Origin of the sequence: Cryobacterium sinapicolor, from assembly GCF_004403465.1 — a bacterium.
Lineage (GTDB): Bacteria > Actinomycetota > Actinomycetes > Actinomycetales > Microbacteriaceae > Cryobacterium > Cryobacterium sinapicolor.
The window spans coordinates 95,760-122,740 of sequence record NZ_SOGQ01000013.1 but is presented as its reverse complement, the minus strand read 5'-3'; the positions used below and the strand labels follow the sequence as shown (position 1 = coordinate 122,740).

The following is a 26,981-nucleotide window of genomic DNA, read 5'->3' as shown; positions in this document are numbered from 1 at the left end:
AGAATCTCCGTCGAATTCGTTTGGGCGAGCGGTGACACTCGGCTACGCGGCGGTGACCGCGGTTTCGCCCGACGGATGCGCCCGCGCCGCATCGATGATCCAGGCGAAGTCGAAGGCCGTCTCGCGCCAGCGGCTGTACCGGCCGGACACCCCGCCATGGCCTGCCGACATCTCGGTCTTCAGCAGAACATCCGCTCCCACTTCGCGCAGCCGGGCCACCCATTTGGCCGGTTCGACGTAGAGCACCCGGGTGTCGTTGAGACTGGTCACGGCGAGCATCCGCGGGTAGTGCGTGTCGCGCACGTTCTCAACGGGGGAGTAGCCCCGCATATAGGCGTACACCTCGGCATCGTGCAGCGGGTCGCCCCACTCGTCCCACTCGATCACGGTCAGCGGTAACGACGGGTCCAGGATCGACGTCAGCGCGTCGACGAACGGCACCCCGGCGAGGATGCCCGCGAACAGCTCGGGCGCCAGGTTCGCCACGGCCCCCATCAGTAGTCCGCCCGCGCTTCGACCCTCGGCGACGAGCCGGTCGGGGGTGCTGTAGCCCTGGTCGATCAGGTGCCGGGCGCAGTCGATGAAGTCCGTGAAGCTGTTGCGCTTGTGCAGCTTCTTACCGTTCTCGTACCAGAGCCGGCCCAGCTCGCCGCCGCCGCGCACGTGGGCGATCGCGAAGATCATGCCGCGGTCGAGCAGGCTGAGCCGGGCGATGCTGAATGACGGGTCGATGCTGATCTCGTAGGAGCCGTAGCCGTACAGCAGGGTCGGGGCAGGGTCTCCCGGGGTGACCAGGTCGCGCCGGTAGACCAGGGAGATCGGGATGCGCGTGCCGTCGGCCGCGGTGGCCCACTCGCGGCGCTGCTCGAACAGGCTCGGGTCGTAGCGGCCGAGCACGGGCTGCTGCTTGAGCAGGCGGCGCTCGCCGGTGGCGACCACGTGCTCGTAGACCGTCGACGGGGTGACGAAGCTGGTGTAGCCGAGACGGATGGTCGGCGTCTCCCACTCGGGATTGGCCGACGTGCCGACGGAGTACAGCGGTTCCTCGAAGGCGAGCTCGACGAAATCGAGCGCCTCATCGGCCGCCTCGGCACTCACGGCCACGCGGGTGAGTCCGTCCCGCCGGTATTCGGCCACCACGAAGTCGCGGAACGCGTCGACGCTCTCCAGGCGTACGGCCGGATCGTGTGGCAGCAGTGTCCGCTTCGCGCCCTGCGGGTCGGCGGCGGCGACGCTGACCAGCTCGAAGTTGACCGCGTGGTCGTTGTGCACGATCAGCAGGCGGTCCTCGCCGCCGAGCACCGCGTGCTCCACGTCGTACTCGACGCCGTCCTGCCGCGGCCAGACCAGCGTGAACTCGCCGGTCGGGTCGGCGGCGTCGAGCAGGCGGGTCTCGGTGGTCACACTCGAACCGGCCTCGATCAGAAGGAACCGGCGGCTGCGGGTGAGGCCGATGCCCACCCAGAAACGCTCGTCGGGCTCGTGGAAGACCGACACGTCGGCGGCGGCCGCGGTGCCCACCTCGTGGCGCCACACGGTGTCGGGCCGCCAGGCGTCGTCCACGGTCGTGTAGAAGACGTAGCGGCCGCTCGGGTCGAACAGGGCACCCTCGCCGGTGTTCGGGATCTCGTCCGCGAGGTTCTCACCGGTCGCGATGGTGCGTACGCGCAGGGTGTAGCGCTCGTCGCCCTCGGTGTCGACGGCATAGAGCAGCCGGCTCTCGTCGACGCTCACATCGGTGCTGCCGAGCGAGTAGAACTCGTGGCCCGCCGCCTCGGCGTTGTCGTCGAGCACGATCTGCTCGCCCGGGAGACCGGCGAGCCCCGCGGACCCGCCGGTCTGCCCGGGGGTCTGCTCCGGCAGCACGGGCGGGGTCCAGTCGCCGGCTGCGGAGATCGGCGCACGGCAGTGGATGCCATAGGACTGCCCCTCGACCGTGCGGGTGTAGTACCACCACCGCCCCTGGCGCACCGGAACGCTGAGGTCGGTCTCCTGGGTGCGGCCCTTGATCTCCTCGAACACCTGCTCCTGCAGGAGGGACAGGTGCGCGGTGCGGGCATCCGTGAACGTGTTCTCGGCTTCGAGGTGGGCGATCACCTCAGGGCTGTCCTTGTCGCGCAGCCACTCGTAGTCGTCGGTGAACACGTCGTTGTGGAAGCTGCGCTGCTGTGGTTTCCGTGCCGCGCGGGGAGGAGTGGTCATGAGTCCCAGCGTAGTTCCGCGAGGGCGCAGACTTGAGTGACCAGCCCAGAGACGAACGGAACCACCATGACACAGCCCGGAACCACCCCGCTCGAGACCACTTTGACCGAGGCCCTGCAGGGACAGGTCTTCCAGGCGGTGCTCTTCGACATGGATGGCACCCTGGTCGACTCCACCCACGCCGTCCTCCGGTCCTGGCTGCGCTGGGGTGCCGAGGTCGGCCTCGGCCCGTCGTTCACCGGCCCCGAGCACGGGGTGCCGGCACGTCAGATGATCGCGACCCTGGTGGCCGAGGAGCTGGTCGAGACATCCGTCACCCGGCTCACCGAGTTCGAACTGGCCGACACGGATGGCGTCCGGATCCTGGCCGGCGCGGCCGAACTCATGGACAGCATCCCCGAGACCCGCCGGGCGATCGTCACGTCCTGCGCCCGGCACCTCTGCCTGGTGCGCCTGAACGCCGCCGGCTTCCCCGTGCCGTTGACGGTCGTCACGATCGACGACACCAGTCGCGGCAAGCCGTTCCCCGAGCCGTTCCTGCTGGCGGCCGAGCGTCTCGGCGTCGACCCGGCCCGCTGCGTCGTGGTCGAGGATGCCCCGGCCGGCCTCGCAGCCGCCCGCGCCGCCGGCTGCGCCACGATCGGGGTCGTCGGCACCCATCTGGCCGCCGACCTGGAGGCCGACCTGGTCGTCTCCGGCCTGGACCGCCTGCGCGTCTCCGTGCAGGACGACGGGGTGGTCTTCCACCTGGTCACGGAGCAGTAGCAGGCGCGCGCACTCTCAGCGTTCGTAGATCTCCAGCGGAAGCCCGTCGGGGTCGCGGAAGAAGAACATCGCTTTGCGGGTGTTCGGGTCCACCCGCAGTTCCTCGACCTTGACGTGCTTGCCGATCAGCTCCTCGCGCGCGGCGGGCACGTCGTCGACCTCGAACGCGAGGTGGCGCAGCCCCAGCGCCTCCGGGCCGCTCTTCCGTGGCGGGGTGTCGGGAAAGGAGAACAGTTCGATCAGGTAATGGCCGTTCAGGGTGAGTTTGCCCATCCAGGACCGGCGCTCGGCCCGGAAATATTCCGCCTCGAGCGTGCAGCCGAGAACGTCGAGGTAGAAGGCCTTGGACAGTTCGTAGTCGCTGGCGATAATGGCGATGTGGTGCACTCCGTTGATGCGCATGCGGCAGTTTCGCACACTCCAGGGGGCGGAGGAGGTCAGGATGGAACCGGATCGGCAACCGGGCGCACAGGTGTCCGCCCGGCACACATCCGGAACGGCCCAGCACCGGCGGCGCTCGCGCTGGCGCAGCGTGGGGCTGCCGGTCGCGAGGTTCACGCTGATCTCACTGGCGGTTCTGCTGGTCAGCGCGACGGCGCTGGCCACCGTGTTCGTCAATCAGGTGTCCCAGCGGGTGACCGGCAACGCCGTCGACATCTCCAACGGCCGCACGGACGGGGAGCAGGTGCGGGCGGCGCCGGCCGGAGTGCCGGAGTTCGACGGCGGCTTCACAATCCTGATGGTCGGCGTCGACAACGCCGGCAATCAGAGCGCGGCCTTTGGCTGGCGCGAATCCACCCTCAACGACGTGAACATCCTGCTGCACGTGGCTGACGACCACGAGAGCGCCGTGGTCGTCAGCTTCCCACGTGACCTCGTCATCCCGCAGCCGGCCTGCACGGATGCCGACACCGGCACCGTGTCCGCCGCCGCCTCGGCCCTGCCGATCAACGGGTCATTCGGTCGAGGTGGCCTCGGCTGCGTGGTCGACACGGTGCAGCGCCTCACCGGGCTTCCGATTCCGTATGCCGGGGTGATCTCCTTCGAGGGGACCGTCGCGATGGCCGACGCGGTCGGCGGCGTGCCGATCTGCCTCACCGAGGCCATCGATGACCCCTACACCGGGCTGGACCTCCCGGCCGGAGTCAGCGTGGTCTCCGGTCAGACCGCGCTGTCCTACCTGCGCAGCCGCCACGGCGTCGGCGACGGCAGCGACCTGGCCCGCATCTCCTCCCAGCAGGCCTACCTGTCCTCGCTGGTACGGGTGCTCGCCAGCGACTCCACGCTCACCGACCTGCCAAAACTCTCCGGGCTGGCCACCACGGCGGCCACGAACCTCCGGCTGTCCGAATCTCTCGCGGGAATTCCGACGATGGTGAGCATGGCCCTCGTGCTCAGGGAGATCGACCTCGACCGGCTGCTCTTCGTGCAGTACCCGGCGCTGCCGAACCCGGCCGACCTCGCCAAGCTCGTGCCGGATCCGGTGCTGGCCGGGCGACTCTTCACGAAGATCAGGGCCGGCGAGTCCTTCGCTCTCGCGCCCGGGTCACTCGGAGACAGCGTCGAGCCGACGCCCGGCACCGCCCTCGAGGGAGCCCCGGTCGCCGAGGCGACGCTACCCGCCACAGCGACAGCGACACCGACGCCCGTTCCCCCGAGCACGCCGGATCCCCCGAGCACGCCGGATCCCCCGATCACGCCGGATCCCCCGATCACGCCGGATCTCCCGAGCACGCCGGATCCCCCGAGCACGCCGGATCCCGGCCCCGAGGTGATCGAGGGGCTGCGCGGCCAGACGGCCGGCCAGCAGACCTGCTCGGTGGCGTACGGCGGCTGAACCGCGCACCGCGGTACCGGCTGCCGGCGTTCGGCGGCAGTGTTGCCGTCGGCTGATCAGCGAGCTGATCGCTAGGATGCTTAGATGAAAAAGAGCAGCGATATTCTTCGCCAAACGGTGGTGCTGGTGAGCGCGATCCTGGCCATCGTCGGATCATTCATCGGATCGGGCGCCGCCGGCGGAACCCCGGTGCAGAACGCGTCGGGCGGTGCGCTCGCGGCCGACGCCACCCCGATCGCCCCCGACGGGCCGGCCTTCGGCATCTGGACCGTGATCTATCTCGGACTCATCGCCTACGCCATCTGGCAGTTCCTGCCGGCGCAGAAAACGGATGACCGTCAGCGCGCCCTGGGCTACCCGGTCGCCGCGTCGCTCATCCTGAACGCCGCCTGGATCCTGAGCATCCAGTTCGACCTGCTCTGGCTCAGCGTGCCGGTGATCGTGCTGCTGCTGGTCGTGCTGATCCGGGCGTTCCAGGTCACGCTCCGCTCCCGGCCCAGGAACCTGGTCGAGACGGTCGTCGCCGACGGCACCGTGGGCCTGTACCTCGGCTGGGTCGCCATCGCCACCGCCGCCAACGTCACCGCCGTGCTCGTCGCATCCGGGTTCGAGGGCTTCGGCCTCGGCGCCGACCTGTGGGCGGTTCTGATCATCGCCGTCGCCGGGCTGGTCGGCGTGTTCCTCGGGGTCTACGGCCATGGCCGCCTGGCCCCCGCCGCGTCCCTGTGCTGGGGGCTGGCCTGGGTGGCCGTGGCCCGGCTGACCGGCAACCTGCTCTCCACCCCCGCGGCGATCGCGGCGATCGTCGCCGTGGCCGCCATCCTGATCGTCACCATCACCGTGCGCGCGCGCACGGCCACATCGGACACCTCCCGAGTGTTCACCGCATGAGCCTGCCGCACACCCCCGGTGTCTCCGGTGTCACGGCTACACCGACCTCGGCACGGCGTCGCTGGGCCGGGCTCGTCTTCATCAGCGTTGCTGTCGCCCTGATCATCGTCGATTCCACGATCATCAACGTGGCCATCCCCTCGATCGTCGACGACCTGGCGATCACCTCCACCCAGGTGCAGTGGGTGCAGGAAAGCTACACCCTGGTCTTCGCCGCCCTGCTGCTGGTGTTCGGCACGCTCGCCGACCGGTTCGGCCGGAGGCGCATCCTGATTCTCGGCGTGATCGTGTTCGCCGCGTCCTCCGTGTTCGCCGCGCTCGCGCAGACGGGGGAGCTTTTGATTCTGGCGCGGCTGGTCCAGGGCGTCGGTGGAGCGATGGTGCTGCCCACCACGCTCTCGATCATCAACGCCACGTTCCGCGGCCGGGACCGTGGAATCGCGTTCGCGATCTGGGGCTCGACCATCGGCGGCATGGTGGCGGTCGGACCGCTGCTCGGCGGCTGGCTCACCACCTACTTCTCCTGGCGCTGGGCGTTCGGCATCAACGTGCCCCTGGGCATCATCATCGTCGTCGGTGTGTTGGTCTTCGTGCTCGAATCGAAGGATGCCGGCGAGCCGCGCCGCATCGACGTCGTCGGCGCGGTGCTCTCCGTGATCACCAGTGCGTCGCTGGTCTTCGGGCTGATCGAGGGGCGCACCTACGGCTGGTGGTTCACCAACAACCCGCCCACGGTGGGGGGCTGGACCTGGCCGCACGATATCTCGATCATCCCGTTCGTGTTCCTGGTCACCGCCGTCTCCGGCGTGGCCTTCATCTACTGGGGGCTCTACCGCCAGCGGGCCGGCAAGACCACCCTGCTCGCCTTCTCCCTCTTCACGATCCCTTCGTTCCGCAACGGCAACATCGCCGCCCTGATCGTCTCCCTCGGGGAGTTCGGCATCATCCTGTCGCTGCCGCTCTGGCTGCAGAACGTGCTCGGCTACGACGCACTGCAGACCGGGTTCGTGCTGCTCGCCCTGGCCCTCGGCTCCTTCGTGGCGAGCGGGGTGTCGGGTGCGTTCGGCAACAAGATCTCGCCCGAGACCATCGTGCGGTTCGGGATCCTCGCCGAGATCATCGGCGTCGCAGGCCTCGGCCTGGTCGTCACGGCACAGTCCAGCTGGCTCGTCGTGGTGCCGTTCCTGTTCGTCTACGGCATCGGCGTGGGCCTCGCGACCGCCCAGCTCACCGGCGTCGTGCTCAAGGATGTGCCGGTGGCGCAGAGCGGTCAGGGCTCCGGCACCTCCAGCACCGCCCGGCAGATCGGCTCGGCGCTCGGCATCGCGGTGCTCGGCACCGTGCTGTTCACCTCGGTGGGGGCGTCGCTCGACGCGAAACTGGCCGAGATTCCGGGGCTGCCCGCCGAGACCCAGAGTCAGATCGTGGACGCGGTCGTCGACAGCGCGGGTTCGGTGATCCCGTCGCTCGAGGAACAGAGCCCCGAGCTGGCGGATGCCGCCCGCGAGGCTTTCAGCGACGGTACCCGCTACTCGGCGTACGCCGCAGCCGGGTTCCTCGTGCTCGGCTTCCTGGCCACGCTGCGCCTGTCCGGCACCGCACCGCACGCGGAGCCCCGCCCCGAGGATGCCGCCCCCGGCGAGCGCATCCCGGCGGCACAGGCCTCGGGGGAGCCCGTCTAGCGGCGCGAGTCGGCACCGCCGCAGTCTTCCGTGGGTCAGGCCCGGCCGAGCCTGCGCGTGTGGCTAATTCAGGACATCCGTCGCCCGGGTTGAACGCCCCCGCGGACCAGTGCCGAGTCGGGGCGAATGTTCGGCCCGGTCGGACGAATCTCCTGAGTTAGCCACATCATCCGCCGGAACTGCAGCGACGCTCGCGCTGCCTCGCCTTGCCCTGCCTCGCCCTGCCCTGCCCTGCCTTGCCCTGCCTCGCCCGGCCTTGCCTTGCCTTGCACTCTGCTGCCACTGCTGCCCGAACGAATTCGACGGAGATTTTGCCCATAACCACCCCAAACAGCCCGCAAACCCGCTTTCTTCGCAGAATCTCCGTCGAATTCGTTCGACAACGGATGCGGCGCACGTGAAAGAAGCCGGCACACGTTTTACCGAGTGCCGGCTTCCACGGGGTGCGCCGCGAGTGGCGCCGCCCAGGTTGGGATCCCTAGATCTCGGAGTCGTCCACCGGCCCCGACTGCGCGGTCGTCGGCGCGGTGCCCCCGCTCGTGCCGCCCGCCCCGGCCGCGTTGGCCTCGCGCGCCTCCCGGGCCGCGCGGCGACTCGGTTGCGGTTTCTGCACGGAGAGTTCCCCGCCCACCCGACCGCCGTAGGGGCGACCGTGATCGGCGTACTCCTCGCGGAAGAAGGCCATCCGCCACGGACCCATTTCGATCCGGGCTCCGGTACGCAGGATCTGCCCGTCGCCGTCTCCCTGGCGGTAGTTCCGCTTGGCTCCGCCGGAGACCTCGCCGAGCGGATACAGAATGTACTCGTCGTTGTCGTCGTGGCGGATTTCGGCATGGAACGGTTGCAGACCGGCCAGCTGCAGGTCGGCATCCGGGGCCGAACCGATGGTGGTGATCGTCGGCAGCAGATCGAACTCGCGCGGCATCTGACCGTTCCAGTTCTCCGAGCCGATCACGAAAACCAGCCGGGGCCGGCCTGCCCCCGGTGTGTAGTGCGTCGTGGTCACCCGGCGACGGATGCGCCGGTCGAAGGTCGGCACCAACGGCAACAGGGTGCCCGGCGGCAACGGCAGGGTCAGGCCCGCCTTCGGTGCGGTACTGCGCCGCCGCAGGAGCGGAACCAGCGCGGCCCGGCTGCCGAGCGTAATGTGCGACGAACCGGTCAGCAGGCGCTGAATGACGGGTGCCTTGACGGCTCCCAGCCGGATGATCAGGCCGTCGGGGCCGGACACGGAGACGGTTAGGCCGCGTTCGGCCAGGGCACCGGCCAGGCCGCGGAGCTGCTTCAGCTTCATCGTGCTGGTGCGCACGAACATCTCGGGCTTGCTGGAGAAGATCTCGACGTCGAGGCCGCTGGCCGTGATTGTTCCGCCCATCTGCTCGGCGCCGGTCGCCTCCGTGGTGTCGCCCGGTGTGCCCGGCTCCGCGAGGGAGAACTCCAGGTCGATGTCCAGGCGGGTGGTGGGGCTCATGACTACTTGGTGAGCGGTTCGGTGCCGGAACCCTCGCTCGTGGTGACCCGCAGGGTGCCGTTCAGCTTCCAGGTGGCACGGGGGGCGTCGGGGCCGATGTCGCGAGGCACCTCCACGGTCATGTCGATGAAGCTGTAGTTGATGACGGCGCTTTTGCCGGTCAGGTAGGACCACATCTCCTTGCCGAGGTCGGTCCAGTCCTTGATGTTGTGGGCGTCGGGGCCGGTGGCGTTGGCAGTGGGTACGGGGTTCTGGCTGTCAGTCACGGTGTGTTCCTTCTCGCTTGGTTGCAGGGAAACGGCACTCGGTCGTCGCACATCGGGCCGGATGATCGGCCAGAATCGGATCAGCATCGAACCGCGTCGCAGAAGCCGAGTGGTGCCTCGTCCGCCGCGTGTAGGGCAACCCTAGTTGAGTGCGGCGGCCGGGGGAAGAGTCCGCTTCCCCGGGTTTGCGTCGGTGGTCTCGGATAGCCTCGAAACATCCGTGACCAGCGCTTCCGTCCTCGGTTCGGCGTTTTCGGAAAGAGGAGATCCACGTGTTCCTGACAGACTCTGCCACCGTTGTCTACTCAGCGAGTGACCTCAGCGCCGCGGCCGCCTGCGAGTGGGCATTCCTTCGCCGGCTCGACGCGAAACTGGGGCGCATCGACGCCGCCCCGGCGACCGAAGACGCCATGCTCCGGCGAACCGCCGAGCTGGGTGACGTCCACGAGCTGCGGATGCTCGAACACCTGCGCGCGACCCGCACCGTCGTCGAGATCGAACGTGGTGCCCTTGGAGACCTGGAGACCGCCACTGCGCAGAGCGAGACGGCCCTGCGTGCGGGCGCCGAGGTGGTGTTCCAGGCCGCCTTCTTCGACGGGAGGTTCCTGGGCTACGCGGACTTCATCATCCGCACCGCGGAGGACGACCAGAGCCAGCAGCAGGACCAGGCCGCGACCTACGAGGCCGCGAACTATGAGGGCCCAACCTACGAGGTCTATGACACGAAGCTGGCGCGCTCGGCGAAGATCACGGCGCTGCTGCAGCTGGCGGCGTACAGCGACCAGTTGCAGCGGATGGGCATCCCCACCGGTCCGAACGTGCACCTCCTGCTGGGCGACGGCCGCACGAGCTCGCACCGGCTGCAGGACATCCTGCCGGTCTACCGCGCCCGGCGGGCCCGGCTCGAACGGCTGGTCGACGAGCGTCTGGCTGACCCCGAGGCCACCCCGTGGGGTGACCCCCGCTACGCCGCCTGCGGCCGCTGCGACCTGTGCGAGGAGCAGGTGCAGCGGCACCGAGACGTGCTCCTGGTGGCGAACCTGCGGCTCAGCCAGCGCGCCCGGCTGCGCGCCGCGGGCGTGCGCTCTATCGACGACCTCGCAGCGCGGCACGAGACCGTACCCGGCCTGTCCGACGCCACGCTGGGCACCCTGCAGGGGCAGGCCCGGCTGCAGATCGCACCGCGGGGCCCCGGCCGACCCCTGAACTGGGAGATCATCGACCCGGCCGTCCTCGCGTCGCTGCCCGTGGCCGACGCCGGCGACATCTTCTTCGACTTCGAGGGCGATCCGCTGTATCAGGAGAGTGGCGGCCAGGAGGGTGGCAGTGGCAACGGACAGTGGGGGCTCGACTACCTGTTCGGGCTGGTCGAACCGGACGATACCTTCCGCACCTTCTGGGCGCACGACCACGCCGGGGAACGCCAGGCTTTGATCGACTTCCTGGAGTACGTTCGGGAGCGCCGTTCGCGGCATCCGGGGCTCCACATCTACCACTACGCCCCCTATGAGCGCACCCACCTGCTCGGCCTTGCCGCCCGGCACGGGGTCGGCGAGGAGGTGATCGACGACCTGCTGCGCCAGAACGTGCTCGTGGACCTCTACCCGATCGTGCGCCAGGGGCTGCGGATCGGCAGCCGCAGCTACTCGCTGAAGAAGCTCGAACCGCTCTACATGGGCCTTACGGAACGTGAGGGCGTGGCCAACGCCGCCGACTCGATCACCGAATACGTGCGCTCGCGCGCCCTGCTGGCCGCCGGGCTGACGGATGCCGCAGAGCAGATTCTGCATGACATCGCCCGGTACAACGCGTACGACTGCCGCTCCACCCTGCGTCTGCGGGACTGGCTGCTGGCGCGCGCGGCCGAGCAGCCGAGCGGCGCCTCGTCACCGGCGACCCTGGTCGGCGTGGCATTACCGGTGCGGGAACCGGACCCGGTCTACCTCGAACTGTGCGCGCTGCTCGCCGACGTTCCCCCGGCCGAGCGCACCGCCGACCAGACCGCACTCGCCCTCGCCTCAGCGGCGATCGACTACCACCGGCGGGAGCAGAAATCGTTCTGGTGGGACCACTACAGCCGCCTGGGCGCGCCCGTCGACGAGTGGGCGGACACCCGGGACGTGTTCGTCGTCGAGAGAGCGACCGTGCACCTGGGCTGGCACCGGGAGGGCCGCCAGGCGCTCGACCGCCGGGTGCTGCGCCTGGCCGGGGCACTCGCGCCGGGCAGTTCGCTCAAGGTCGGGCAGCAGCCGTTCCTGCTCTACGACCGTCCCTACCCGCCGATCAGCCGCAGCGACGCCCCCGGCGCGCGCACCGCGCACAACAAGGCGACCATCATCGATGTGATCGACGAGTCGGTCTATTTGGTCGAGGAGGTGCTCGAACGCGATGCGCCCACCCACCGGGAACTGCCGATCGCCCTCACCCCCGGCACTCCGCCGCCTGCCGGCACTCAGGTGGGCGCGATCTCGGAATGGGGTCGTGCCGTGCTCTCCCGATGGCCGGAACCGCTGCCGGACGCGGCCTTCGACCTGCTGCGCCGACGCCCGCCCCGGCTGCTCGCGGCAAGCGGGCTGGTCCCGCCTCGGCTGCTCGGCGCGAGCGGGCCGGCGCAGCCCCTGCCGCAGCCCGGCGACGGCGATGTGCGCAGCGCCATCCGGGACACCCTGCTCGTGCTCGACCGGTCCTACCTCGCGGTGCAGGGCCCGCCCGGAACCGGCAAGACCTTCGTCGGCTCGAGGGTGATCGCCGACCTCGTCGTGCGGCACGGCTGGCGCATCGGCGTGGTCGCGCAATCGCATGCGGCGGTCGAGAACATGCTCCGGGCCGTGCTGGCCGCGGGCGTCGACGCCGGTCTGGAGCCCGCGCAGGTCGGCAAGAAGGCGAAGAAGGGCGACGAGAAGAAGCCGGTGCCGTGGACTCTGCTCGATACCAAGACCTTCGCGCGGTTCACCGGCCAGTCCGGCGGCTGGGTGCTCGGCGGCACCGCCTGGGACTTCAGCAACGCCGACCGGGTGCCGCGGGGCTCCCTCGACCTGCTCGTGATCGACGAGGCCGGCCAGTTCTCCCTCGCCAGCACCATCGCAGCTGCCGTCGCGGCCGAACGCCTGCTGCTGCTCGGCGACCCGCAACAGCTGCCCCAGGTCAGCCAGGGCACGCACCCCGAACCGGTCGACGGCTCGGCGCTCGGCTGGCTCAGCGACGGACACCAGGTGCTCCCGCCGGAATTCGGTTACTTCCTGAAGACCAGCTGGCGCATGCATCCGAGCGTGTGCGCCCCGGTGTCGGCACTGTCCTACGAGGGTCGGCTGCACTCGCACCCCTCCGACCGCCACCTTGAGGGCGTGGAACCGGGGCTGCACCCGGTGCCGGTGCCGCACCGATTCAACTCCACCTCGTCGGTGGAGGAGGCCGAAGCCGTTCTCGCACTGGTGACCGATCTGCTCGGCCGACCCTGGACATCCGATGGCCGGAGCGCTCCGCTGGCCCAGGACGACGTGATCGTGGTGGCACCCTACAATGCGCAGGTCGAGTTGCTGCGCCGCCGCCTCGCGCAGTCCGGCCTGGGCGACGTGCCCGTGGGCACGGTGGACAAGTTCCAGGGCAGGGAGGCGGCGGTCGCCGTGATCTCGCTGGCCGCCTCCGCGGCGGAGGACGTTCCGCGCGGCCTCGAGTTCCTGCTCCTGGCGAACCGGCTCAACGTGGCCGTCTCCCGCGCCCAGTGGGCGGCCTGGCTGGTGTACTCGCCGGCCCTGACCGAGACGCTGCCGCCCCGGGTGGAGACCCTGGCCCAGCTGAGCGCGTTCATCACCCTGGTCACGCCCGTCGCACCCGAGCGCACGACGGGAGCCTGAGTACGCGAAAAGGCACCCCCACTCCGGTGTGTTCCACGCGGACTGAGGGTGCCTTCGGTCGGTGTCGCTACTCGGCGTCGAGGTCCGTTTCGAGGATCTTGACGAGGGAGTCGAGAGCAGCGTCGGCTCCGTCGCCCTCGGCACGCAGCACAACGACGTCGCCGTTGGCGGCGCCCAGGCTCATCAGCGACAGGATGCTCGAGGCATCCATTGCGTCTTCGGCCGGGTCGGTCTCGAGGGAGATGGTGACCTCGAGGGGCAGCTCGCCGACGGCCGCGGCGAAGATGGACGCGGGGCGGGCGTGCAGGCCGACACGGCTCGCGATGGTGGCTTTACGTTCGGACATGGTTCCTCCTAATTAGTGCCCGGCGACGGGGTGGCTCGCCGGTGATGATGCGATGCGACGTCAATCCGAAGCGGCTAGAGTCCCAGCTCTTCAAGTATGGGCAATTCGGCGCGCACGCGGGTACGCGCTTCGTCCGAATTGCGTGCCGAAACGGCGATCTGGGCGAGTTCACGAGCCCGCTCGAGCGTCACGGACTTCAGCACGGCACCCACGGCGGACATCGACCGGGCCGTCATGGACAGGGTGTTGACGCCCAGCCCGACGAGAACCACCGCGAGAACCGGGTCGGCAGCGGCTTCACCGCAGACACCGACGGGCTTGTTGTGACCCTCGGCGATGGACCCGGCGACGGTGAGCTGGATCAGCTGCAGCACGGCCGGCTGCCACGGGGAGTTCAGCGCGGCGAGAGTGCCGAGCTGACGGTCGGCGGCCATCGTGTACTGGGTCAGGTCGTTCGTGCCGAGGCTGACGAATTCGGCTTCGGTCAGGATGCTCGCCGAGCGGAGCGCCGCGGAGGGAACCTCCACCATGACGCCGGGGGTCTTCAGCCCGGCGACGCGGCACATGGCGGCGAAGTCGGCGGCCTCGTCGACCGTGGCGATCATCGGTGCCATCACCCAGACCACGGCGGTGGAGGCCGCCGCGGCGGTCGCGATGGCCGTGAGCTGGCGCTTGAGCACGCCGGGGCTGGTCAGGTCGGTGCGGTAACCGCGAACGCCGAGCGACGGGTTGGGCTCGGTGCTGTCGGTGAGGAACGGCAGTGGCTTGTCGGCGCCGGCGTCGAGCGTGCGCACGACGACCTTCTTGCCGGGGAACGCGTCGAACACGCCGCGGTAGGCCACGACCTGCTCGTCGATGGTGGGCTCGGTGTCGCGCTCGAGGAAGCAGAACTCGGTGCGGAGCAGTCCGACGCCCTCGGCGCCGGCTGCCGCGGCCTTGACCGCGTCGGCGGCCCCGCCCACGTTGGCCAGCAGCGGAACGAGGTGGCCGTCGGCGGTGGTGCCGGTGCCGTCGAACACGGACAGGCTGGCCGCGACGTGCTCCCACGCCGTGACGGCGGTGCGCTGTTCGTCGCCGGGGTCAACCTGGAGGGTGCCGGCGGCGCCGTCCACGTAGACCTCGGTGCCGTCGGTGAGGGCGTCGACGCCGACGGCGGCGACGACGGCCGGCAGGCCGAGGGCGCGGGCGATGATCGCGGTGTGCGACTGCGGTCCGCCGCCGCTGGTGACCAGGGCGAGGACCTTGTTCGGGTCGAGGGTGGCGGTGTCGGCCGGGGCGAGGTCCTCGGCCACGAGAACGAAGGGCTCATCGGACTGGGGGATGCCGGGGGCGGTGACGCCGCGCAGCTCCGCGACGATCCGGGCCCGAACGTCGAGGACATCCGTGGCCCGCTCGGCCATGTAACCGCCGAGGTTGTGCAGCATCTCGGCGACGGATGCGCCGGACTCCCAGATCGCGCGTTCGGCGGATGTTCCGGTGACGATTAATTTAACTGCGGCCTTTATCAGCATCGGGTCGGTGGCCATCAATGCGGTGGCCTCCAGAACCGATTTGCTGGCGCCGGTGGCCGCTTCGGCCCGGCGCTGAAGCTCGGTCTGCACCACCTTGGAGGCTGTCCGTAGCTCCGCCGTCGCGGCTTCGGGCGTTGTCGCCGCTGTAAGGCGTTCACCGGCCGGGGGTTCGCTGATTGGTTTGGGCATCTGGCGAACGGATCCGATGATCCGGCCGGGGCTCACGCCTACACCAGTGAAATTCTGCACGGGACAACCTCTATTCTTGCGCAGCAGAAATACTGCGCTATCGATGCTACGCGTCGGCCGCCCCGAATCTCTCGGGGCGGCCGACGTGCGGTTAAGCGTTGACCAGGGCGGGCGCTGTTGCGTCCGCGACGACCAACGGTGTCTTCCGAGCGTAACGCTTCAGCGTGATCACCAGGAGTGCCGAGATGACGGTACCGATCGCGATCGCCAGGGCGAAGAGAAGGAAGCTGTCGATGGCGAAGAAGACGAACATTCCGCCGTGCGGGGCCTTGGACGTGACACCCCAGGCCATCGAGAGAGCACCCGTGACGCCGGCGCCGACCATAGAGGCCGGGATCACCCGGAACACGTCCGCGGCAGCGAACGGGATGGCGCCTTCGGAGATGAACGACGCACCCAGCAGCCAGGCGGCCTTGCCGTTCTCGCGCTCGGCGACCGTGAACAGGCGGCGGTCGAGCACCGTGGCCAAAGCCATGGCGAGCGGCGGAACCATGCCGGCGGCCATGACCGCGGCCATGATCTCCCACGGAGCCTGGTTGGCGAGGGTGGCCGTGCCGAGGCCCGCGACGGCGAAGGCGTAGGCAACCTTGTTGACCGGTCCACCGAGGTCGAAGCCCATCATGAGGCCCAGGATCAGGCCGAGCAGGATGGCGGAGGCGCCGGTCATGCCGGAGAGCCACTCGTTCAGGGCGGTGGTCAGCAGCGCGATGGGGCCGCCGAGAACCAGGAACATCAGGCCCGAGGCGACGATCGACGCGACCAGGGGGATGATGACGACGGGCATCAGGCTGCGGAGCCAGCGCGGAACGTCGAGCTTCGCGAAGCTGGCGGCTGCCAGGCCGGCCAGAAGACCACCGGCGATGCCGCCGAGGAAGCCGGCACCCATGAACCCGGCGACGGCACCGGCGACGAAACCGGGGGCGATTCCGGGGCGGTCGGCGATCGCGTAGGCGATGTAACCGGCCAGGGCCGGAACCAGGAAGCCCATCGACAGGGCACCGATCTTGAAGAAGACGGCTCCCAGGTAGGTGAGCATGCCACCTTCCGGCAGGTTGAACGGGCTGTTCTGCAGGGTGACCGTGTCGGCGACCTCGGTGATCTCGTAGCCTCCGAGGAGGAAACCGAGGGCGATCAGCAGACCTCCACCGGCGACGAACGGGATCATGTAGCTGACGCCCGTGAGCAGGGCGCGCTTGACCTTCTGGCCGAAGTGCTCGCTGGTCTCCGCTGCTTCGGCCGCACCGACGGTTCCGCCGACGCGGCGGGCGTTGGGGTTCTGGGCCGCAGCCAGCGCATCCTGGATGAGCTTGGCCGGTTCGTCGATGCCGCGCTTGACGGGCACCTGGATGACGGGCTTGCCGGCGAAGCGCTCGCGACCGCGAACGTCGACGTCGACGGCGAAGATGACGGCGTCGGCCGCGGCGATGACGGCCGGGTCGAGCATCGTCAGGCCGGCCGAGCCCTGGGTCTCGACCTGCAGGTCGACGCCGGCGGCCTTGGCCGCGGCGGCGAGGGATTCGGCAGCCATGTAGGTGTGCGCGATGCCGGTCGGGCAGGCGGTCACGGCGACGATGCGCTTGGTGCCCACGGATGTTGCGGACGGCGTGCTGCCGACGTGGGCGCCGGCGACGCCGCCCGCGGCCTCGGGCACCGGGGAGACGACGCTGGTGACCAGTTCGACGATTTCGGCCTGGGTCTTCGCGGCGCGCAGCGCCGCGGTGAAGGGTGCCTTCATCAGCGAGCGGGCCAGCTTGGCCAGGATCTTAAGATGTTCCTGGTCCGCGCCCTCGGGGGCGGCGATCAGGAAGACGAGGTCCGCAGGACCATCTGCGGCGCCGAAATCGACCGGGGAGGTCAGTCGGGCCAACGCCAGCGTCGGCTCCGTCACGGCTGCCGAACGGCAATGCGGGATGGCTAGGCCACCGGGGATGCCGGTGGCCGTCTTCGCCTCGCGGGCGAGGGCATCCGCGTAGAGGCTCTCGATCTCGGTGGCGCGGCCGGCTCCGACGACGAGCTCGGCAAGATGCCGGATCACGCTCGAGGGTGCGGCTCCGAGGTTCATATCCAGAGCGACAAGCTCCGGGGTGATCAGTGAACTCACTGGACATCCTCCTTTGGATGGGTGTTGAGCAACGTCAGGGTGACGTCGCCCGGTCTCGTTTGACGCAGTGCCGGAACGGTTGATCCGGGCAGGGAAGCGGCTGCAGCCCCGTGGGCTGCGGCCTGGCGCAGGGAGTCCGGGGCGGAGCCGCCGGCGATGCTGCTGAGCAGGTAGCCGGCCAGGGAGGAATCGCCGGCTCCGACGGTGCTGCGGGCGACGATCGGTGGCGTCTGGGCAAGCCAGGCGCCGTCTTTGGTCACCAGCACGGCGCCCTTGGAACCGAGGGTGGCCAGCACGGCACCGACGCCGGCGGCGACGAGCCGCTCGGCGGCGCGGGCCACGAGCACCGGATGACCCTCGAGGCTGTCCGGGTCGGGGATGCCGGTGAGCTCGGCCAGCTCTTCCGCGTTGGGCTTGATCAGGTCCGGCCCGGCAGTGACGGCTGCGGCGAGGGGCGCGCCGGACGAGTCGACGGCCACCCGGGGGGCGTTCGCGCCGAACCGGCTGCGAAGCTCCCGGGTGATGTCGGCGTAGAAGTCGAGGGGGACGCCGGGCGGCAGCGAGCCGGCCAGAACGAGCCAGCTGGCACCCTCCGCCTTCTGCAGCACGAGTTCGATCAGCTGGGTCTGCTGGGCGGCGCTCAGCACCGGGCCGGGCACGTTCACCTTGGTGGTGGTGCCGTCGGCCTCGGTCAGCGCGATGTTGCTGCGGATCGCGGCGCCGATCGGCATGCCGAGGTGGGGCACCCCCGCGGCCCGGAGGGCCACCAGGACGGGGTCTTGCTCGTCGCCGGGGAGGATGGCGAGGCTCAGGACGTCCGAGGCTTCGAGGGCCCGGACGATGTTCACGCCCTTGCCGCCCGGCTCTTCGCGGGACGACCCGGCGCGCTGCACTTCGCCGCGGGCCAATGGGGCGCCCAGCTCGATGGTGCGGTCCAGGCTCGGATTCGGGGTAAGCGTAATGATCACGCGATCACAACCTCAACGTCGGCCGCGGCCAGGGCTGCGGCAAGTTCATTTGATGGGAGGGCGTCCGTGATCAGCACGTCGATGTCGCCCAGGGCCGCGAAGCGGATCAGGGTTTCCTTGTCGAGCTTGGAGGAATCGGCCAGTGCCACAACCCGACGGGCCGAACGGACGATGGCTGTCTTCACGGCGGATTCGACGGCATCCGGAGTGCTGAAACCGAACTCGGCGTGAACGCCGTTGGCTCCGACGAACGCGATGTCGGGCCGCAGTGCATCGAGCTGGCTGATGGTGCTGGGACCCACGACGGCGCGGGTGAGGCCACGCACACGTCCGCCGAGGATGTACAACGAGACGGCGTCGTTGCCGGCGAGCTTGGTGGCGATCGGCACCGCGTTGGTGATGACCAGGAGCTCGTCACCGGGGGCAGCCGGGGTCCAGTCGAGCAGGAGGTCGGCGAGCAGTTCGGTGGTGGTGCCGGCATCCAGCAGGACGGACCCGGTCTGGCTCGCGGGAATCATGGCGAGGGCGGCGGCCGCGATGCGCTGCTTCTCGTCGTGGTGCTGCGTCTGGCGCTCTTCGAGGCTGAGCTCGGACATGCTCTGCCGGTCGAAGGCAACAGCGCCGCCGTGCACCCGGCGCAGCTGACGGGAACCCTCGAGACTGTCGAGGTCGCGGCGCACCGTTTCGGGGGTGACGTCGAACCGGGAGGCGAGATCGCTGACCGTGACCCGGTTCGAGCTGCTGACCAGATCGACGATCAGGGCCTGGCGTTCCTCGGCGAACATGGCGACCTCCTCGACGCTGAGTGGCCGAAACCACGAATTTGTAGAATACGAAAATGCTACCTGTGTTTGTCTTTGTTTGTCAAGCAAAACAAAGACAAACACAGAACGCCGTGCCGGGTGCGGTTCGGTGTCAGCGGTCGGCGATAGCGTGTTCAGCATGAAGATCCTGCACACGTCTGACTGGCACATCGGGCGCACCTTCCACACGCATCCGACCCTGGGTCACCTGCGGAAGGTTCTCGATGCGCTGGTGGAAGTGGTGCGGCAGCGTCAGATCGACGTGGTGGCGGTCGCCGGCGACATCTTCGACTCGGCAATGCCGTCGGCGGAGAGCTACACGCTGCTCGCGTCGGTGCTGCGGGAGATCCGCCAGGCCGGGGCGACGGTGGTGATGACCAGCGGCAACCACGACTCGGCCACCCGCCTGGGTTTCCAGTCGGAGTGGGCGGCCCTCGCGGGCGTCCACGTGCTGACCCGGCCGGAGCAGGTGCTCGAGCCGGTCACCGTGCCCGACCGGCACGGGCCCGTTCACTTCTACGGCATCCCCTATCTGGAGCCGGCGCTGGTGCGTCACCTTGGATCTTTCACGGGGCCTTCGGGCGAACCGCTGAAGACGCACGAGCAGGTGCTCACCTTCGTGATGCAGCGCATCCGCGACGACCTGGCCGCCCGCGGCGGGCGATCGGTGGTGCTCAGCCACTGCTTCGCGGCGGGAGTGCCCGCCGCCGCGGCGACCGATGCCGTGCGGGACATCACCGCGGGGGGCCTCGACCTGGTGCCCGTATCGGTGTTCACCGGAGCGGAGTTCACCGGAGCGGATTTCACTGGAGCGGATTTCACTGGAGCGGATTTCACTGGACCGGACTACGTCGCCCTCGGCCATATCCACGGCCGGGCCCGGCTCACGGACCGGGTGCGCTACTCGGGCGCACCCCTGCACTATTCCTTCTCGGAGGCCGGCAAGCCGCGGGGCTGCTGGCTGGTCGAGCTCCAGGCCGGCCCCGCCGCCGAGATCGAATGGATCGACCTTCCGGTTCCGCGCCGACTCAGCGTGCTCACCGGAGAGATCGAGCAGCTCCTGACCGATGACGCCTACGCGGAGTTCGAGCCCGACTGGGTGTCGGCGGTCCTGACCGATCAGATGCGGCCTCTCGACGGCATCCGGCGGCTGCAGAGACGATTCCCGCACTGCGTCACGCTGGAGCATCGCCCCGAGATCGTCGCCGACCCGGATGCCGCCAGCTACGGAGACCGCATCAACCGCCAGACCGACCGCGAGATTGTCGCCGGATTCCTCGAGTTTGTGCGCAACGGGGTCGGCCAGACCGAGTTCGAGCGAGACCTGGTGGCGGAGCTTCTGACCGAGGGTGACCTGAAGGAGATCAGCCGATGAAGATCAAACGCCTGCGGATCGCCGGATTCGGCCCCTATAAGAACGAGCAGGTGATCGACTTCGAGCGTTTCGACGCCGACGGAATCTTCCTGATCACCGGCAAGACCGGTGCGGGCAAGTCCAGCATCCTCGACGCCGTCTGCTTCGCCCTCTACGGCAGCGTGCCGCGCTACGAGGGAACGGAGTCCCCGCTGCGCAGTGACCACTGCGAACCGGGAGATCCCACCTTCGTGGAGCTGGAATTCGCTCTCGACGAGAACGACTACCGCATCTACCGCACACCCAAGTACGAGAAGAAGAAGAAGCGCGGCTCGGGGACGACCATGTCCCCGCCCGACGCGCGCCTCGACATCCGTGACCAGGCGGTCCGTGACCCGCACGACGAACCGGGCGCCTCGGGCGGGTGGCGCAGCGTGGCGACCCGTCCGGTCGACGTCGGGCACGAGCTCAGCCGCATCCTGCCGCTCAAGCAGGACCAATTCCTGCAGGTGGTCCTGCTGGCCCAGAACCGGTTTCAGCGCTTTCTGCTGGCCAAAACCGACGACCGGCGAGGGGTGCTGCGCACGCTCTTCGGCACGGCCCGGTTCGAGCAGCTCGAACTCGCGCTGATCAACCGGCGCAAGTCGCTCGACGATGAGTTGGAATCCGTGCGCCGCCACCTGGCCGGCCTGGCGGACACCGCGTCCCGGCAATTGCAGCGCGACGAACCGCCAGGCAACGCGTCGGCCGACGCGCCCGGCACTCGCGACCGGGCCTGGTTCGCCGCCGCCCTGGCGCAGCTGGAGGGGCTGCTGACCGATGCTGCGGAGGGAGCCGAACGGGCCACGTCCGCGCTGACCCTGGCCACCATCACCGTGCAGGACCAGGAAGACCTGCGCAGCCGGCAGGGCCGCCGCAACGACGCCTACTCGGCACTGGCCGTTCTCGATGCCCGGCGGGAGAAGGTCGCCCTCGACCGAGCGGCCGTTCTCGGCGCGAACCGGGCGTCCCGCGTCTGGCCGGCGCTCCGCACGCGGGTCGAGGCAGAGAAAGTGCTCCGGCAGGCCCTGGCCGGCGAGGTGCACGCGCGAGATGCCTGGCGCGAGTACCAGGACGACCCGAACCTGGTGGAAACGACCGAGAGCCTCAACGCCGTCACCGAGGACCTCCTGGGCCAGCTGGGGTCGTTGAACGACGTGCTCGACGCCGAACGACTGCTGCCCGGCATTGAGGCCGACATCGTGACGCTGCAGGAGGAGGTCGCGCTGCACGCGGCAGCCATCGACCAGACCCGGACGCTCCTGCGTGAGCTGCCGGACCGGCTGGACGAGGTCGACCGGGACCTCGCCGCGGCGACGCTGGCGGCGGCCCGTGAGCCCGAGGCGCGCGACCAGGCAGAGCGGCTGCGCGTGGCGCAGGCCGCGGCCGGCCAGGTGCGGCGGTTCGACGCCGAGCTGTCGGCGGCACACCTGGCCGATGCGGTCGCCGCCGGTGAGAACGCGGCGGCGGCGGTGGGCTACCAGACCCTCGTGGACCGGCGGCTGGCCGGCCACGCCGTCGAGCTGGCCTCGCACCTCGTGCCGGGCGAGCCGTGCGAGGTGTGCGGGTCGACCGCTCACCCGGCTCCCGCCACCGGCGACGACGAACCGGTCACCGAAGCAGATATCGTCTCGGCGCGGGCACTGCTGAAGCAGGGGCAGACCCGACTCGAGCAGACGCACGCCGTCACCGGCGCCGTGGCCACCGCGCTGGCTGAGGCCCGGGCCCGGGCCGGGGCGCGCACCCTCGACGAATTCATCGCCGAGATGGCTGCATCCGAGGTCGCCCTGGCCGAGGCCGTTACCGCGGGCGTGCGGGCCGCGGCACTCGGCCTCGACAAAAGCAGGCTGCGGGCCGAACTCGAGGAAGCCGGCCGTGTCCTGGCCGACCTCTGCTCCACTCGCGATGAGACGGCTGCCCGGCTCGCCGATCGACGCAGCGCCCGGCAGGCCATCGACGACCGGGTGGCCGCCCAGCGCGGCGGCTTCGCCTCGGTCGTCTGCCGGGTCGATCGGCTGCAGGCCGGGCTGGCCTCCGCGCGGGCCCTCGACGCGGCCCTCGACCACAGCCGTGAGGGCCGGAGTGTGCGGAACGCCGCGGAGGCATCCGTACAGACCCAGCTGGTCCGTGAAGACTTCGCCGACGAGCAGACCGCGACCGCCGCCCATCGGAACGACGCCGAGGTGCGGCAGCTGGAGGAACTGATCCGCGCCCACGACGATTCGCGCGCGGCGGCGCGGTCGGTGCTCGCCGAGGCCGCGCTCACGGATCTGCCCGCCGGACTGACCGACGTCGGTCCGGCCCGGGAGGCCCTGGCCGCCGCCGCGGCGGAGCGGGACACGGCGCTGGCCGAACGCGGGTCGCTGGGGGAGCGCGTGGTCGTCCTGACCGGCCTGGTCACGGATGCCCGGGTGCACTTCGATGCCGGCGAGGAACTCCTGTCCACGCAGACGCAGGTGCGGGAGCTGGCGGCGGCCGTGCACGGCGACGAACCCAACACGAAACGGATGCGCCTGGAGACCTACGTTCTCGCCGCGCAGCTGGAGCAGATCATCGCGGCCGCCAACAACCGGCTGCGCACCATGACCGGCGGCCGCTACACGCTCGAGCACGACGACTCAGTGCAGTTCCGGGGCGGCCAGTCCGGGCTCGGGCTGATGATCCGGGATGCGCACACCGGGCGAGCCCGTCCCACCCAGTCGCTCTCGGGCGGCGAGACGTTCCTGGCGTCTCTGGCCCTCGCCCTCGGGCTGGCGGAGATCGTGTCAAACCAGGCCGGCGGCATCGCCCTCGACACCCTGTTCGTCGACGAGGGCTTCGGGTCGCTCGACGGAGCCACCCTGGAGACGGCGATGAGCACCCTGGACGGCCTCCGCGCCGGTGGCCGCACCATCGGTCTGATCAGCCACGTCGACTCCATGAAGGAGCAGATCCCGGCCAAGCTGGTCATCACCGTCACCGACCAGGGTTTCAGCGAGATCGGCGAGAACCTCCTGTCGGCCTAGACGTGTTGGGCCGGTTCGTGCTGTCGTTGGTTCGTGCTGTGCCGGTTCGTGCTGTGCTGGTTCTGGACTAGCGCGAACCGGCCGCAAACGCATAGACAGGGTGGCCCGGGCAGGCAGCGAGAACGCGCGCCATGGCGTCGTGCTCGGCCGGGGCCACCCACAGGCCGTAGGTGGCCTTCACAGAGATCTGGCGGGCCACGTACTCACAGCGGAACGACTTCTGCGCGGGCAGCCAGGTGGCGGCATCCCCATCGCCTTTCTGCGAGTTGGAGGCGCCGTCGGAGGCCAGCAGATTCATCGGGTCGTTGGCCAGAGCGATCCGCGCGTCCTGGTCCAACTGCTGAGCACCCGTCTGCCAGGCGTTTGACAGGGCCACCAGGTGATCGATCTGCACGTGCATCGAGCTGGTCTCGCCGCGCTCGAATCTGACCGATTCGCCCGTGTACGGAGCCAGCAACTCGCCGCTGAGCACCCGGCAGGTGTCGTCGGTGACGATTTCGGTGAGGTCGCGGGCCAGGATGTCGTTGCGGGTGTCGCATCCGTTGTCGTCGACGTCTCGCCAGGCCGAGCCGAAGTCCCCGGTGCGGTCGTAGCCCGTCTTCGCGGCCTTGCCCTTGACCGGGAGGGTGGCGAGCAGGTCGGCCGCGTCACCCGCCGCCGGGGCCGCGGATCCGTTCGGGAAGGGAACGGATGTCTCTCCCGGCACCAGACCGGGCACGCCGACCATGATCGCCCAGATCAGGGCCAGCGGCAGGATCACCATCAGGGCGGTGACGGGCCCGCGCCGGGAACGACGGCTGCGAGTCGACGCCGGCCGGCGGGGTGAGTGTGGCATGGTGCTCCCAGAGGGTCGGCTCTCGACCCTACCGGGCGGCGATAATGACGCATGACCAAAAACTGGACCCCGCTCGCCGTCGTCTACCTGGCGCTCAGCCTCGCCGGCCTCGTGGGCACCTGGACTTTCAACCTGCTCGCGATCGCGGCGCTGCGCGACTTCTTCGGCGACTGGGTGAACAGCGGCCCGGCGGTGTCGTCACTCACCGTGGACCTGCTGGTGGTGGCGGTGGCCGGCAGCATCCTGATCATCGTCGAGGCCAGGCGCCTCGGGATGAAGCGGGGCTGGCTCTACGTGCTGCTCTCCGGCCTGACGGCGTTCGCCTTCACCTTCCCGCTCTTCCTCGCGATGCGAGAACGCGCCCTTCACGCGCGGCGGACGCAGGCGGCACCCGCGAGCTAGTCGGTGTCGAACGAATTCGACGGAGATTTTGCTGGTAGTCGTCCCTAATCATCCGTTTCAGTACGAAACAGCCGAAATCTCCGTCGTATTCGTTAGGGCTGACCCGGCTAGTCGGTCTCGGCCGACCGCGCCCTCGTGGCGGGCCGCTTGGCCGCGGGCCGCTTAGCCGCTGTCTTCTTGGCCGCTGTCTTCTTGGCCGCTGACCTTGTGGCCGGTTTCTTCGCAGTCGTCTTCGCAGTCGTCTTCGCAGTCGACTTTGCAGTCGACTTCGCGGTGGCCTGTCCTGTGGCCCGCTTCGCGGACCGCCGCTTCGCCTTCGGTTCCGTGACGGTGCCGTCGAAGTGCTCCTCCGAGGAGTGGGCGTCCGCCTTCGTCCGGTGAACGATTGCGTCCTGGTGCTCGGGCGGGGCGTAGATCGTGGCCAGCCGCAGCACTTTGCCGCCCGAGTTCAGCACATTGTGCCGGGTGCCGGCCGGAACGATCATGGCCGAGTTCTTCCGGATCTTCGTTTTGGTGCCGTCGATCCAGATCTCGCCCTTGCCCTTCTCCACCCGGAAGTACTGGTCTCGATCCGAGTGCACCTCTTCTCCGATGTCCTCACCCGGTTCCAGCGCCATCACGACCAGCTGCATCCTCTCCGCGGTGTACAGCACCTGCCGGAAACTCGAGTTGCGGATGGCCGCGTCTTCGATGTTGTCCACAAAGCCCTTCATGGGAGCCTCCTTCGTTCCAGTACACGGTAGTCGCGGTGGCGACGCTGCTCAACCGCCCCGGTTTGCTCCAAAGGGTGAAGTATGCTTCACTTGTTTTCGGAGGGGAGTAATCCCCAGCGTGTGGTCGTCATTACGGTTCCGTCATCGGAACCCGGCCGCAGGAACCCGATCCGGGTTGGACCAGACCTCCAGTGGTACTACGGACTGGAAGGCATTTCCCATGAACGTTCCCCTCTACGCCTGGCTGACGGTGTTCGGCGTGATCGCCGTCATGCTCGCCGTCGACCTGTTCGCCCACCGCAAGGCCCATGTGATCGGGGTGCGCGAGGCCGCGATCTGGTCGGTGGTCTGGGTTGTCATCGGCATCGGGTTCGGGGCGGTGATCTGGAGCACTGCCGGGGCCGAGTACGGTCAGCAGTACTACGCCGGCTACCTGATCGAGAAGTCCCTCGCGGTCGACAACGTCTTCGTCTGGGCGATCATCTTCGCCGCCTTCGCCGTGCCACGCCAGTACCAGCACCGCGTGCTGTTCCTCGGCGTGCTTGGAGCGCTCGTGCTGCGCGGTATCTTCATCGCCGCGGGCGCCGTGCTGATCGAGAACTTCTCCTGGATCCTCTACATCTTCGCCGCGTTCCTGATCTACACCGGCTACCGCATGATCCGCACCCGCAACGAACACGCGCACCCCGAGAAGTCGCCGGTGCTGCGCCTCTTCCGCCGCTTCATCCCGATGACCGACGCGTTCCACGGCCAGCGCTTCCTGGTGCGCAAGAACGGGATCCTGCTCGCCACACCGCTGCTGGCCGTTCTTGTGCTCGTCGAGGTGACGGATGTCGTGTTCGCCGTGGACTCCATCCCGGCCATCTTCGCGGTCACCAGCGAGCCCTTCATCGTCTTCACCGCCAACGCCTTCGCGATCCTCGGCCTGCGGGCGATGTACTTCCTGCTCGCCGACCTCATGCACCGGTTCGTCTACCTGAAGATCGGGCTCGCCCTGGTGCTGGTCTGGGTCGGTGTCAAGATGCTGTTGCTCGACGTCTTCTACATCCCAACAACCGTCTCACTGGGTGTGATCGCGCTGATCATCACGGTGTCGGTCGTGCTCAGCCTCCGTGCCACCCGCGGCCAGGGACGTCGGGAGGTCGAGGCCGACGCGGCCGGCTCGTTCCGCGAGGCCACCCCCGCGGAGCTCGCCGAGCTGGAGCCGGTCTGGCGCCGCCCGGCCCGCAGTTTCGAGCAGAAGCCCGGGCAGAAGCCCGAGCCCAAGCCCAAGCCTGAGCCTAAGTCCGAGCCCCAGAAGGAGAACGAGAACCGCCGATGACCGAACCCCTGACCGATCCGCTACCCGCAACGCTGACCGATCCGTTACCCGCACCGACGGATGCCCCCGGCAAGCCGTGGACGTTCCTCACCCACCACGCGCACCTGCTCCTCGCGATCGCGGGGAATCCGGATGCACGGGTGCAGGAGCTCGCCGACACGGTCGGGGTGTCGTCCCGGGCGGCGCTGAGCATCACGGCGGACCTGGTCGAGGCCGGGTATATTCGGCGCGAACGGGTCGGGCGGCGAAACCACTACAGCGTCGAGCGGAACCGGCCGTTCCGGCATCCGTCGAACGCGGCTCACAGCATCGACGAGATGATCGCCGTGTTCGCCAACTTGGCGCCGGCGGCGCCACGGCCGGACG

At 69.3% G+C, this 26,981-nt stretch carries 20 protein-coding genes and 1 pseudogene; 10 read left to right on the top strand and 11 right to left on the bottom strand.

Annotation, left to right across the window (positions count from 1 at the left end; all coding sequences use genetic code 11):
• Positions 1–42: 42 nt before the first annotated feature.
• Complete coding sequence (locus E3T28_RS02750) at positions 43–2,202, bottom strand: S9 family peptidase (RefSeq protein ID WP_134427718.1); 2,160 nt, start codon at positions 2,200–2,202, stop codon at positions 43–45.
• A 66-nt stretch (positions 2,203–2,268) separates the two neighbouring features.
• Between E3T28_RS02750 and E3T28_RS02745 the strand changes: the two genes are divergently transcribed.
• The gene (locus E3T28_RS02745) at positions 2,269–2,967 is read left to right on the top strand and encodes an HAD-IA family hydrolase (RefSeq protein ID WP_134427716.1); all 699 of its coding nucleotides are present in this window, start codon (positions 2,269–2,271) and stop codon (positions 2,965–2,967) included.
• 15 nt (positions 2,968–2,982) lie between these two features.
• Here E3T28_RS02745 and E3T28_RS02740 read toward each other — a convergent pair whose 3' ends face one another.
• The gene (locus E3T28_RS02740; RefSeq protein ID WP_134427714.1) at positions 2,983–3,369 is read right to left on the bottom strand and encodes a VOC family protein; all 387 of its coding nucleotides are present in this window, start codon (positions 3,367–3,369) and stop codon (positions 2,983–2,985) included.
• Between the two features lie 40 nt (positions 3,370–3,409).
• Between E3T28_RS02740 and E3T28_RS02735 the strand changes: the two genes are divergently transcribed.
• The 3 genes from E3T28_RS02735 to E3T28_RS02725 all read left to right on the top strand — a co-directional run bounded on the left by E3T28_RS02735 (position 3,410) and on the right by E3T28_RS02725 (position 7,377).
• Positions 3,410–4,804 (top strand): LCP family protein, encoded by a 1,395-nt coding sequence (locus E3T28_RS02735; protein ID WP_166786902.1) that lies wholly within the window; start codon positions 3,410–3,412, stop codon positions 4,802–4,804.
• Positions 4,805–4,888: 84 nt separating this feature from the next.
• Complete coding sequence (locus tag E3T28_RS02730; RefSeq protein ID WP_134427710.1) at positions 4,889–5,695, top strand: tryptophan-rich sensory protein; 807 nt, start codon at positions 4,889–4,891, stop codon at positions 5,693–5,695.
• Entirely contained in the window at positions 5,692–7,377 is a 1,686-nt protein-coding gene (locus E3T28_RS02725) for an MFS transporter (RefSeq protein WP_134427708.1), read from the top strand. The genes E3T28_RS02730 and E3T28_RS02725 overlap by 4 nt, the downstream gene beginning before the upstream one ends.
• A gap of 478 nt (positions 7,378–7,855) precedes the next feature.
• On the opposite strand, the gene E3T28_RS02720 is transcribed toward E3T28_RS02725, so the two are convergent.
• Together E3T28_RS02720 and E3T28_RS02715 are read right to left on the bottom strand one after the other, a co-directional pair.
• Positions 7,856–8,848, bottom strand: a complete 993-nt coding sequence (locus E3T28_RS02720; RefSeq protein ID WP_174776773.1) for an FHA domain-containing protein — start codon at positions 8,846–8,848, stop codon at positions 7,856–7,858.
• 2 nt (positions 8,849–8,850) lie between these two features.
• The gene (locus tag E3T28_RS02715; protein ID WP_174776774.1) at positions 8,851–9,114 is read right to left on the bottom strand and encodes a hypothetical protein; all 264 of its coding nucleotides are present in this window, start codon (positions 9,112–9,114) and stop codon (positions 8,851–8,853) included.
• A 272-nt stretch (positions 9,115–9,386) separates the two neighbouring features.
• On the opposite strand from E3T28_RS02715, the gene E3T28_RS02710 reads away from it, so the two are divergent.
• Positions 9,387–12,968, top strand: coding sequence for a TM0106 family RecB-like putative nuclease (locus E3T28_RS02710; protein WP_134427706.1), 3,582 nt, complete (start codon positions 9,387–9,389; stop codon positions 12,966–12,968).
• A gap of 67 nt (positions 12,969–13,035) precedes the next feature.
• On the opposite strand, the gene E3T28_RS02705 is transcribed toward E3T28_RS02710, so the two are convergent.
• The 5 genes from E3T28_RS02705 to E3T28_RS02685 form a co-directional block, all read right to left on the bottom strand.
• Positions 13,036–13,314 carry an HPr family phosphocarrier protein gene (locus E3T28_RS02705; protein WP_134427704.1) on the bottom strand — a complete coding sequence of 93 codons (279 nt, stop codon included), beginning with the start codon at positions 13,312–13,314 and terminating at the stop codon, positions 13,036–13,038.
• Between the two features lie 74 nt (positions 13,315–13,388).
• On the bottom strand, positions 13,389–15,074 hold the full coding sequence (ptsP, locus tag E3T28_RS02700) for a phosphoenolpyruvate--protein phosphotransferase (protein ID WP_134427702.1): 1,686 nt from the start codon (positions 15,072–15,074) through the stop codon (positions 13,389–13,391).
• Positions 15,075–15,165: 91 nt separating this feature from the next.
• A complete protein-coding gene (locus E3T28_RS02695; protein ID WP_134427700.1) occupies positions 15,166–17,175 on the bottom strand; it encodes a PTS fructose transporter subunit IIABC in 2,010 nt (669 codons plus the stop codon).
• Positions 17,172–18,143 (bottom strand): 1-phosphofructokinase family hexose kinase, encoded by a 972-nt coding sequence (locus tag E3T28_RS02690; protein WP_134427698.1) that lies wholly within the window; start codon positions 18,141–18,143, stop codon positions 17,172–17,174. The genes E3T28_RS02695 and E3T28_RS02690 overlap by 4 nt, the downstream gene beginning before the upstream one ends.
• Complete coding sequence (locus E3T28_RS02685) at positions 18,140–18,928, bottom strand: DeoR/GlpR family DNA-binding transcription regulator (protein WP_134427696.1); 789 nt, start codon at positions 18,926–18,928, stop codon at positions 18,140–18,142. Before E3T28_RS02685 ends, E3T28_RS02690 begins: the two co-directional genes overlap by 4 nt.
• A gap of 157 nt (positions 18,929–19,085) precedes the next feature.
• On the opposite strand from E3T28_RS02685, the gene E3T28_RS02680 reads away from it, so the two are divergent.
• Positions 19,086–20,321, top strand: a complete 1,236-nt coding sequence (locus tag E3T28_RS02680; RefSeq protein WP_134427694.1) for an exonuclease SbcCD subunit D — start codon at positions 19,086–19,088, stop codon at positions 20,319–20,321.
• Complete coding sequence (locus tag E3T28_RS02675; protein WP_134427692.1) at positions 20,318–23,344, top strand: AAA family ATPase; 3,027 nt, start codon at positions 20,318–20,320, stop codon at positions 23,342–23,344. Before E3T28_RS02680 ends, E3T28_RS02675 begins: the two co-directional genes overlap by 4 nt.
• Positions 23,345–23,411: 67 nt before the next feature.
• On the opposite strand, the gene E3T28_RS02670 is transcribed toward E3T28_RS02675, so the two are convergent.
• Entirely contained in the window at positions 23,412–24,179 is a 768-nt protein-coding gene (locus tag E3T28_RS02670; protein WP_134427690.1) for an HNH endonuclease family protein, read from the bottom strand.
• Positions 24,180–24,230: 51 nt separating this feature from the next.
• Here E3T28_RS02670 and E3T28_RS02665 point away from each other — a divergent pair, with 51 nt between their 5' ends.
• On the top strand, positions 24,231–24,581 hold the full coding sequence (locus E3T28_RS02665; protein ID WP_134427688.1) for a DUF2834 domain-containing protein: 351 nt from the start codon (positions 24,231–24,233) through the stop codon (positions 24,579–24,581).
• Between the two features lie 107 nt (positions 24,582–24,688).
• On the opposite strand, the gene E3T28_RS17130 is transcribed toward E3T28_RS02665, so the two are convergent.
• On the bottom strand, positions 24,689–25,294 hold the full coding sequence (locus E3T28_RS17130) for a cupin domain-containing protein (protein ID WP_198417138.1): 606 nt from the start codon (positions 25,292–25,294) through the stop codon (positions 24,689–24,691).
• Between the two features lie 220 nt (positions 25,295–25,514).
• On the opposite strand from E3T28_RS17130, the gene E3T28_RS02655 reads away from it, so the two are divergent.
• Both E3T28_RS02655 and E3T28_RS02650 read left to right on the top strand, forming a co-directional pair.
• Positions 25,515–26,615, top strand: a complete 1,101-nt coding sequence (locus E3T28_RS02655) for a TerC family protein (RefSeq protein WP_134427686.1) — start codon at positions 25,515–25,517, stop codon at positions 26,613–26,615.
• Positions 26,612–26,842: pseudogene (locus E3T28_RS02650) on the top strand (MarR family transcriptional regulator); the annotation flags it as partial. The gene E3T28_RS02655 and the pseudogene E3T28_RS02650, both read left to right, overlap by 4 nt.
• Between the last annotated feature and the right edge of the window lie 139 nt (positions 26,843–26,981).

Coding starts and splice junctions, on each gene's coding strand:
- E3T28_RS02750 (WP_134427718.1), bottom strand. CDS start 2,202: ATGACCACTCCTCCCCGCGCGGCACGGAAACCACAGCAGCGCAGCTTC.
- E3T28_RS02745 (WP_134427716.1), top strand. CDS start 2,269: ATGACACAGCCCGGAACCACCCCGCTCGAGACCACTTTGACCGAGGCC.
- E3T28_RS02740 (WP_134427714.1), bottom strand. CDS start 3,369: ATGCGCATCAACGGAGTGCACCACATCGCCATTATCGCCAGCGACTAC.
- E3T28_RS02735 (WP_166786902.1), top strand. CDS start 3,410: ATGGAACCGGATCGGCAACCGGGCGCACAGGTGTCCGCCCGGCACACA.
- E3T28_RS02730 (WP_134427710.1), top strand. CDS start 4,889: ATGAAAAAGAGCAGCGATATTCTTCGCCAAACGGTGGTGCTGGTGAGC.
- E3T28_RS02725 (WP_134427708.1), top strand. CDS start 5,692: ATGAGCCTGCCGCACACCCCCGGTGTCTCCGGTGTCACGGCTACACCG.
- E3T28_RS02720 (WP_174776773.1), bottom strand. CDS start 8,848: ATGAGCCCCACCACCCGCCTGGACATCGACCTGGAGTTCTCCCTCGCG.
- E3T28_RS02705 (WP_134427704.1), bottom strand. CDS start 13,314: ATGTCCGAACGTAAAGCCACCATCGCGAGCCGTGTCGGCCTGCACGCC.
- E3T28_RS02685 (WP_134427696.1), bottom strand. CDS start 18,928: ATGTTCGCCGAGGAACGCCAGGCCCTGATCGTCGATCTGGTCAGCAGC.
- E3T28_RS02680 (WP_134427694.1), top strand. CDS start 19,086: ATGAAGATCCTGCACACGTCTGACTGGCACATCGGGCGCACCTTCCAC.
- E3T28_RS02675 (WP_134427692.1), top strand. CDS start 20,318: ATGAAGATCAAACGCCTGCGGATCGCCGGATTCGGCCCCTATAAGAAC.
- E3T28_RS02670 (WP_134427690.1), bottom strand. CDS start 24,179: ATGCCACACTCACCCCGCCGGCCGGCGTCGACTCGCAGCCGTCGTTCC.
- E3T28_RS02665 (WP_134427688.1), top strand. CDS start 24,231: ATGACCAAAAACTGGACCCCGCTCGCCGTCGTCTACCTGGCGCTCAGC.
- E3T28_RS17130 (WP_198417138.1), bottom strand. CDS start 25,294: ATGAAGGGCTTTGTGGACAACATCGAAGACGCGGCCATCCGCAACTCG.
- E3T28_RS02655 (WP_134427686.1), top strand. CDS start 25,515: ATGAACGTTCCCCTCTACGCCTGGCTGACGGTGTTCGGCGTGATCGCC.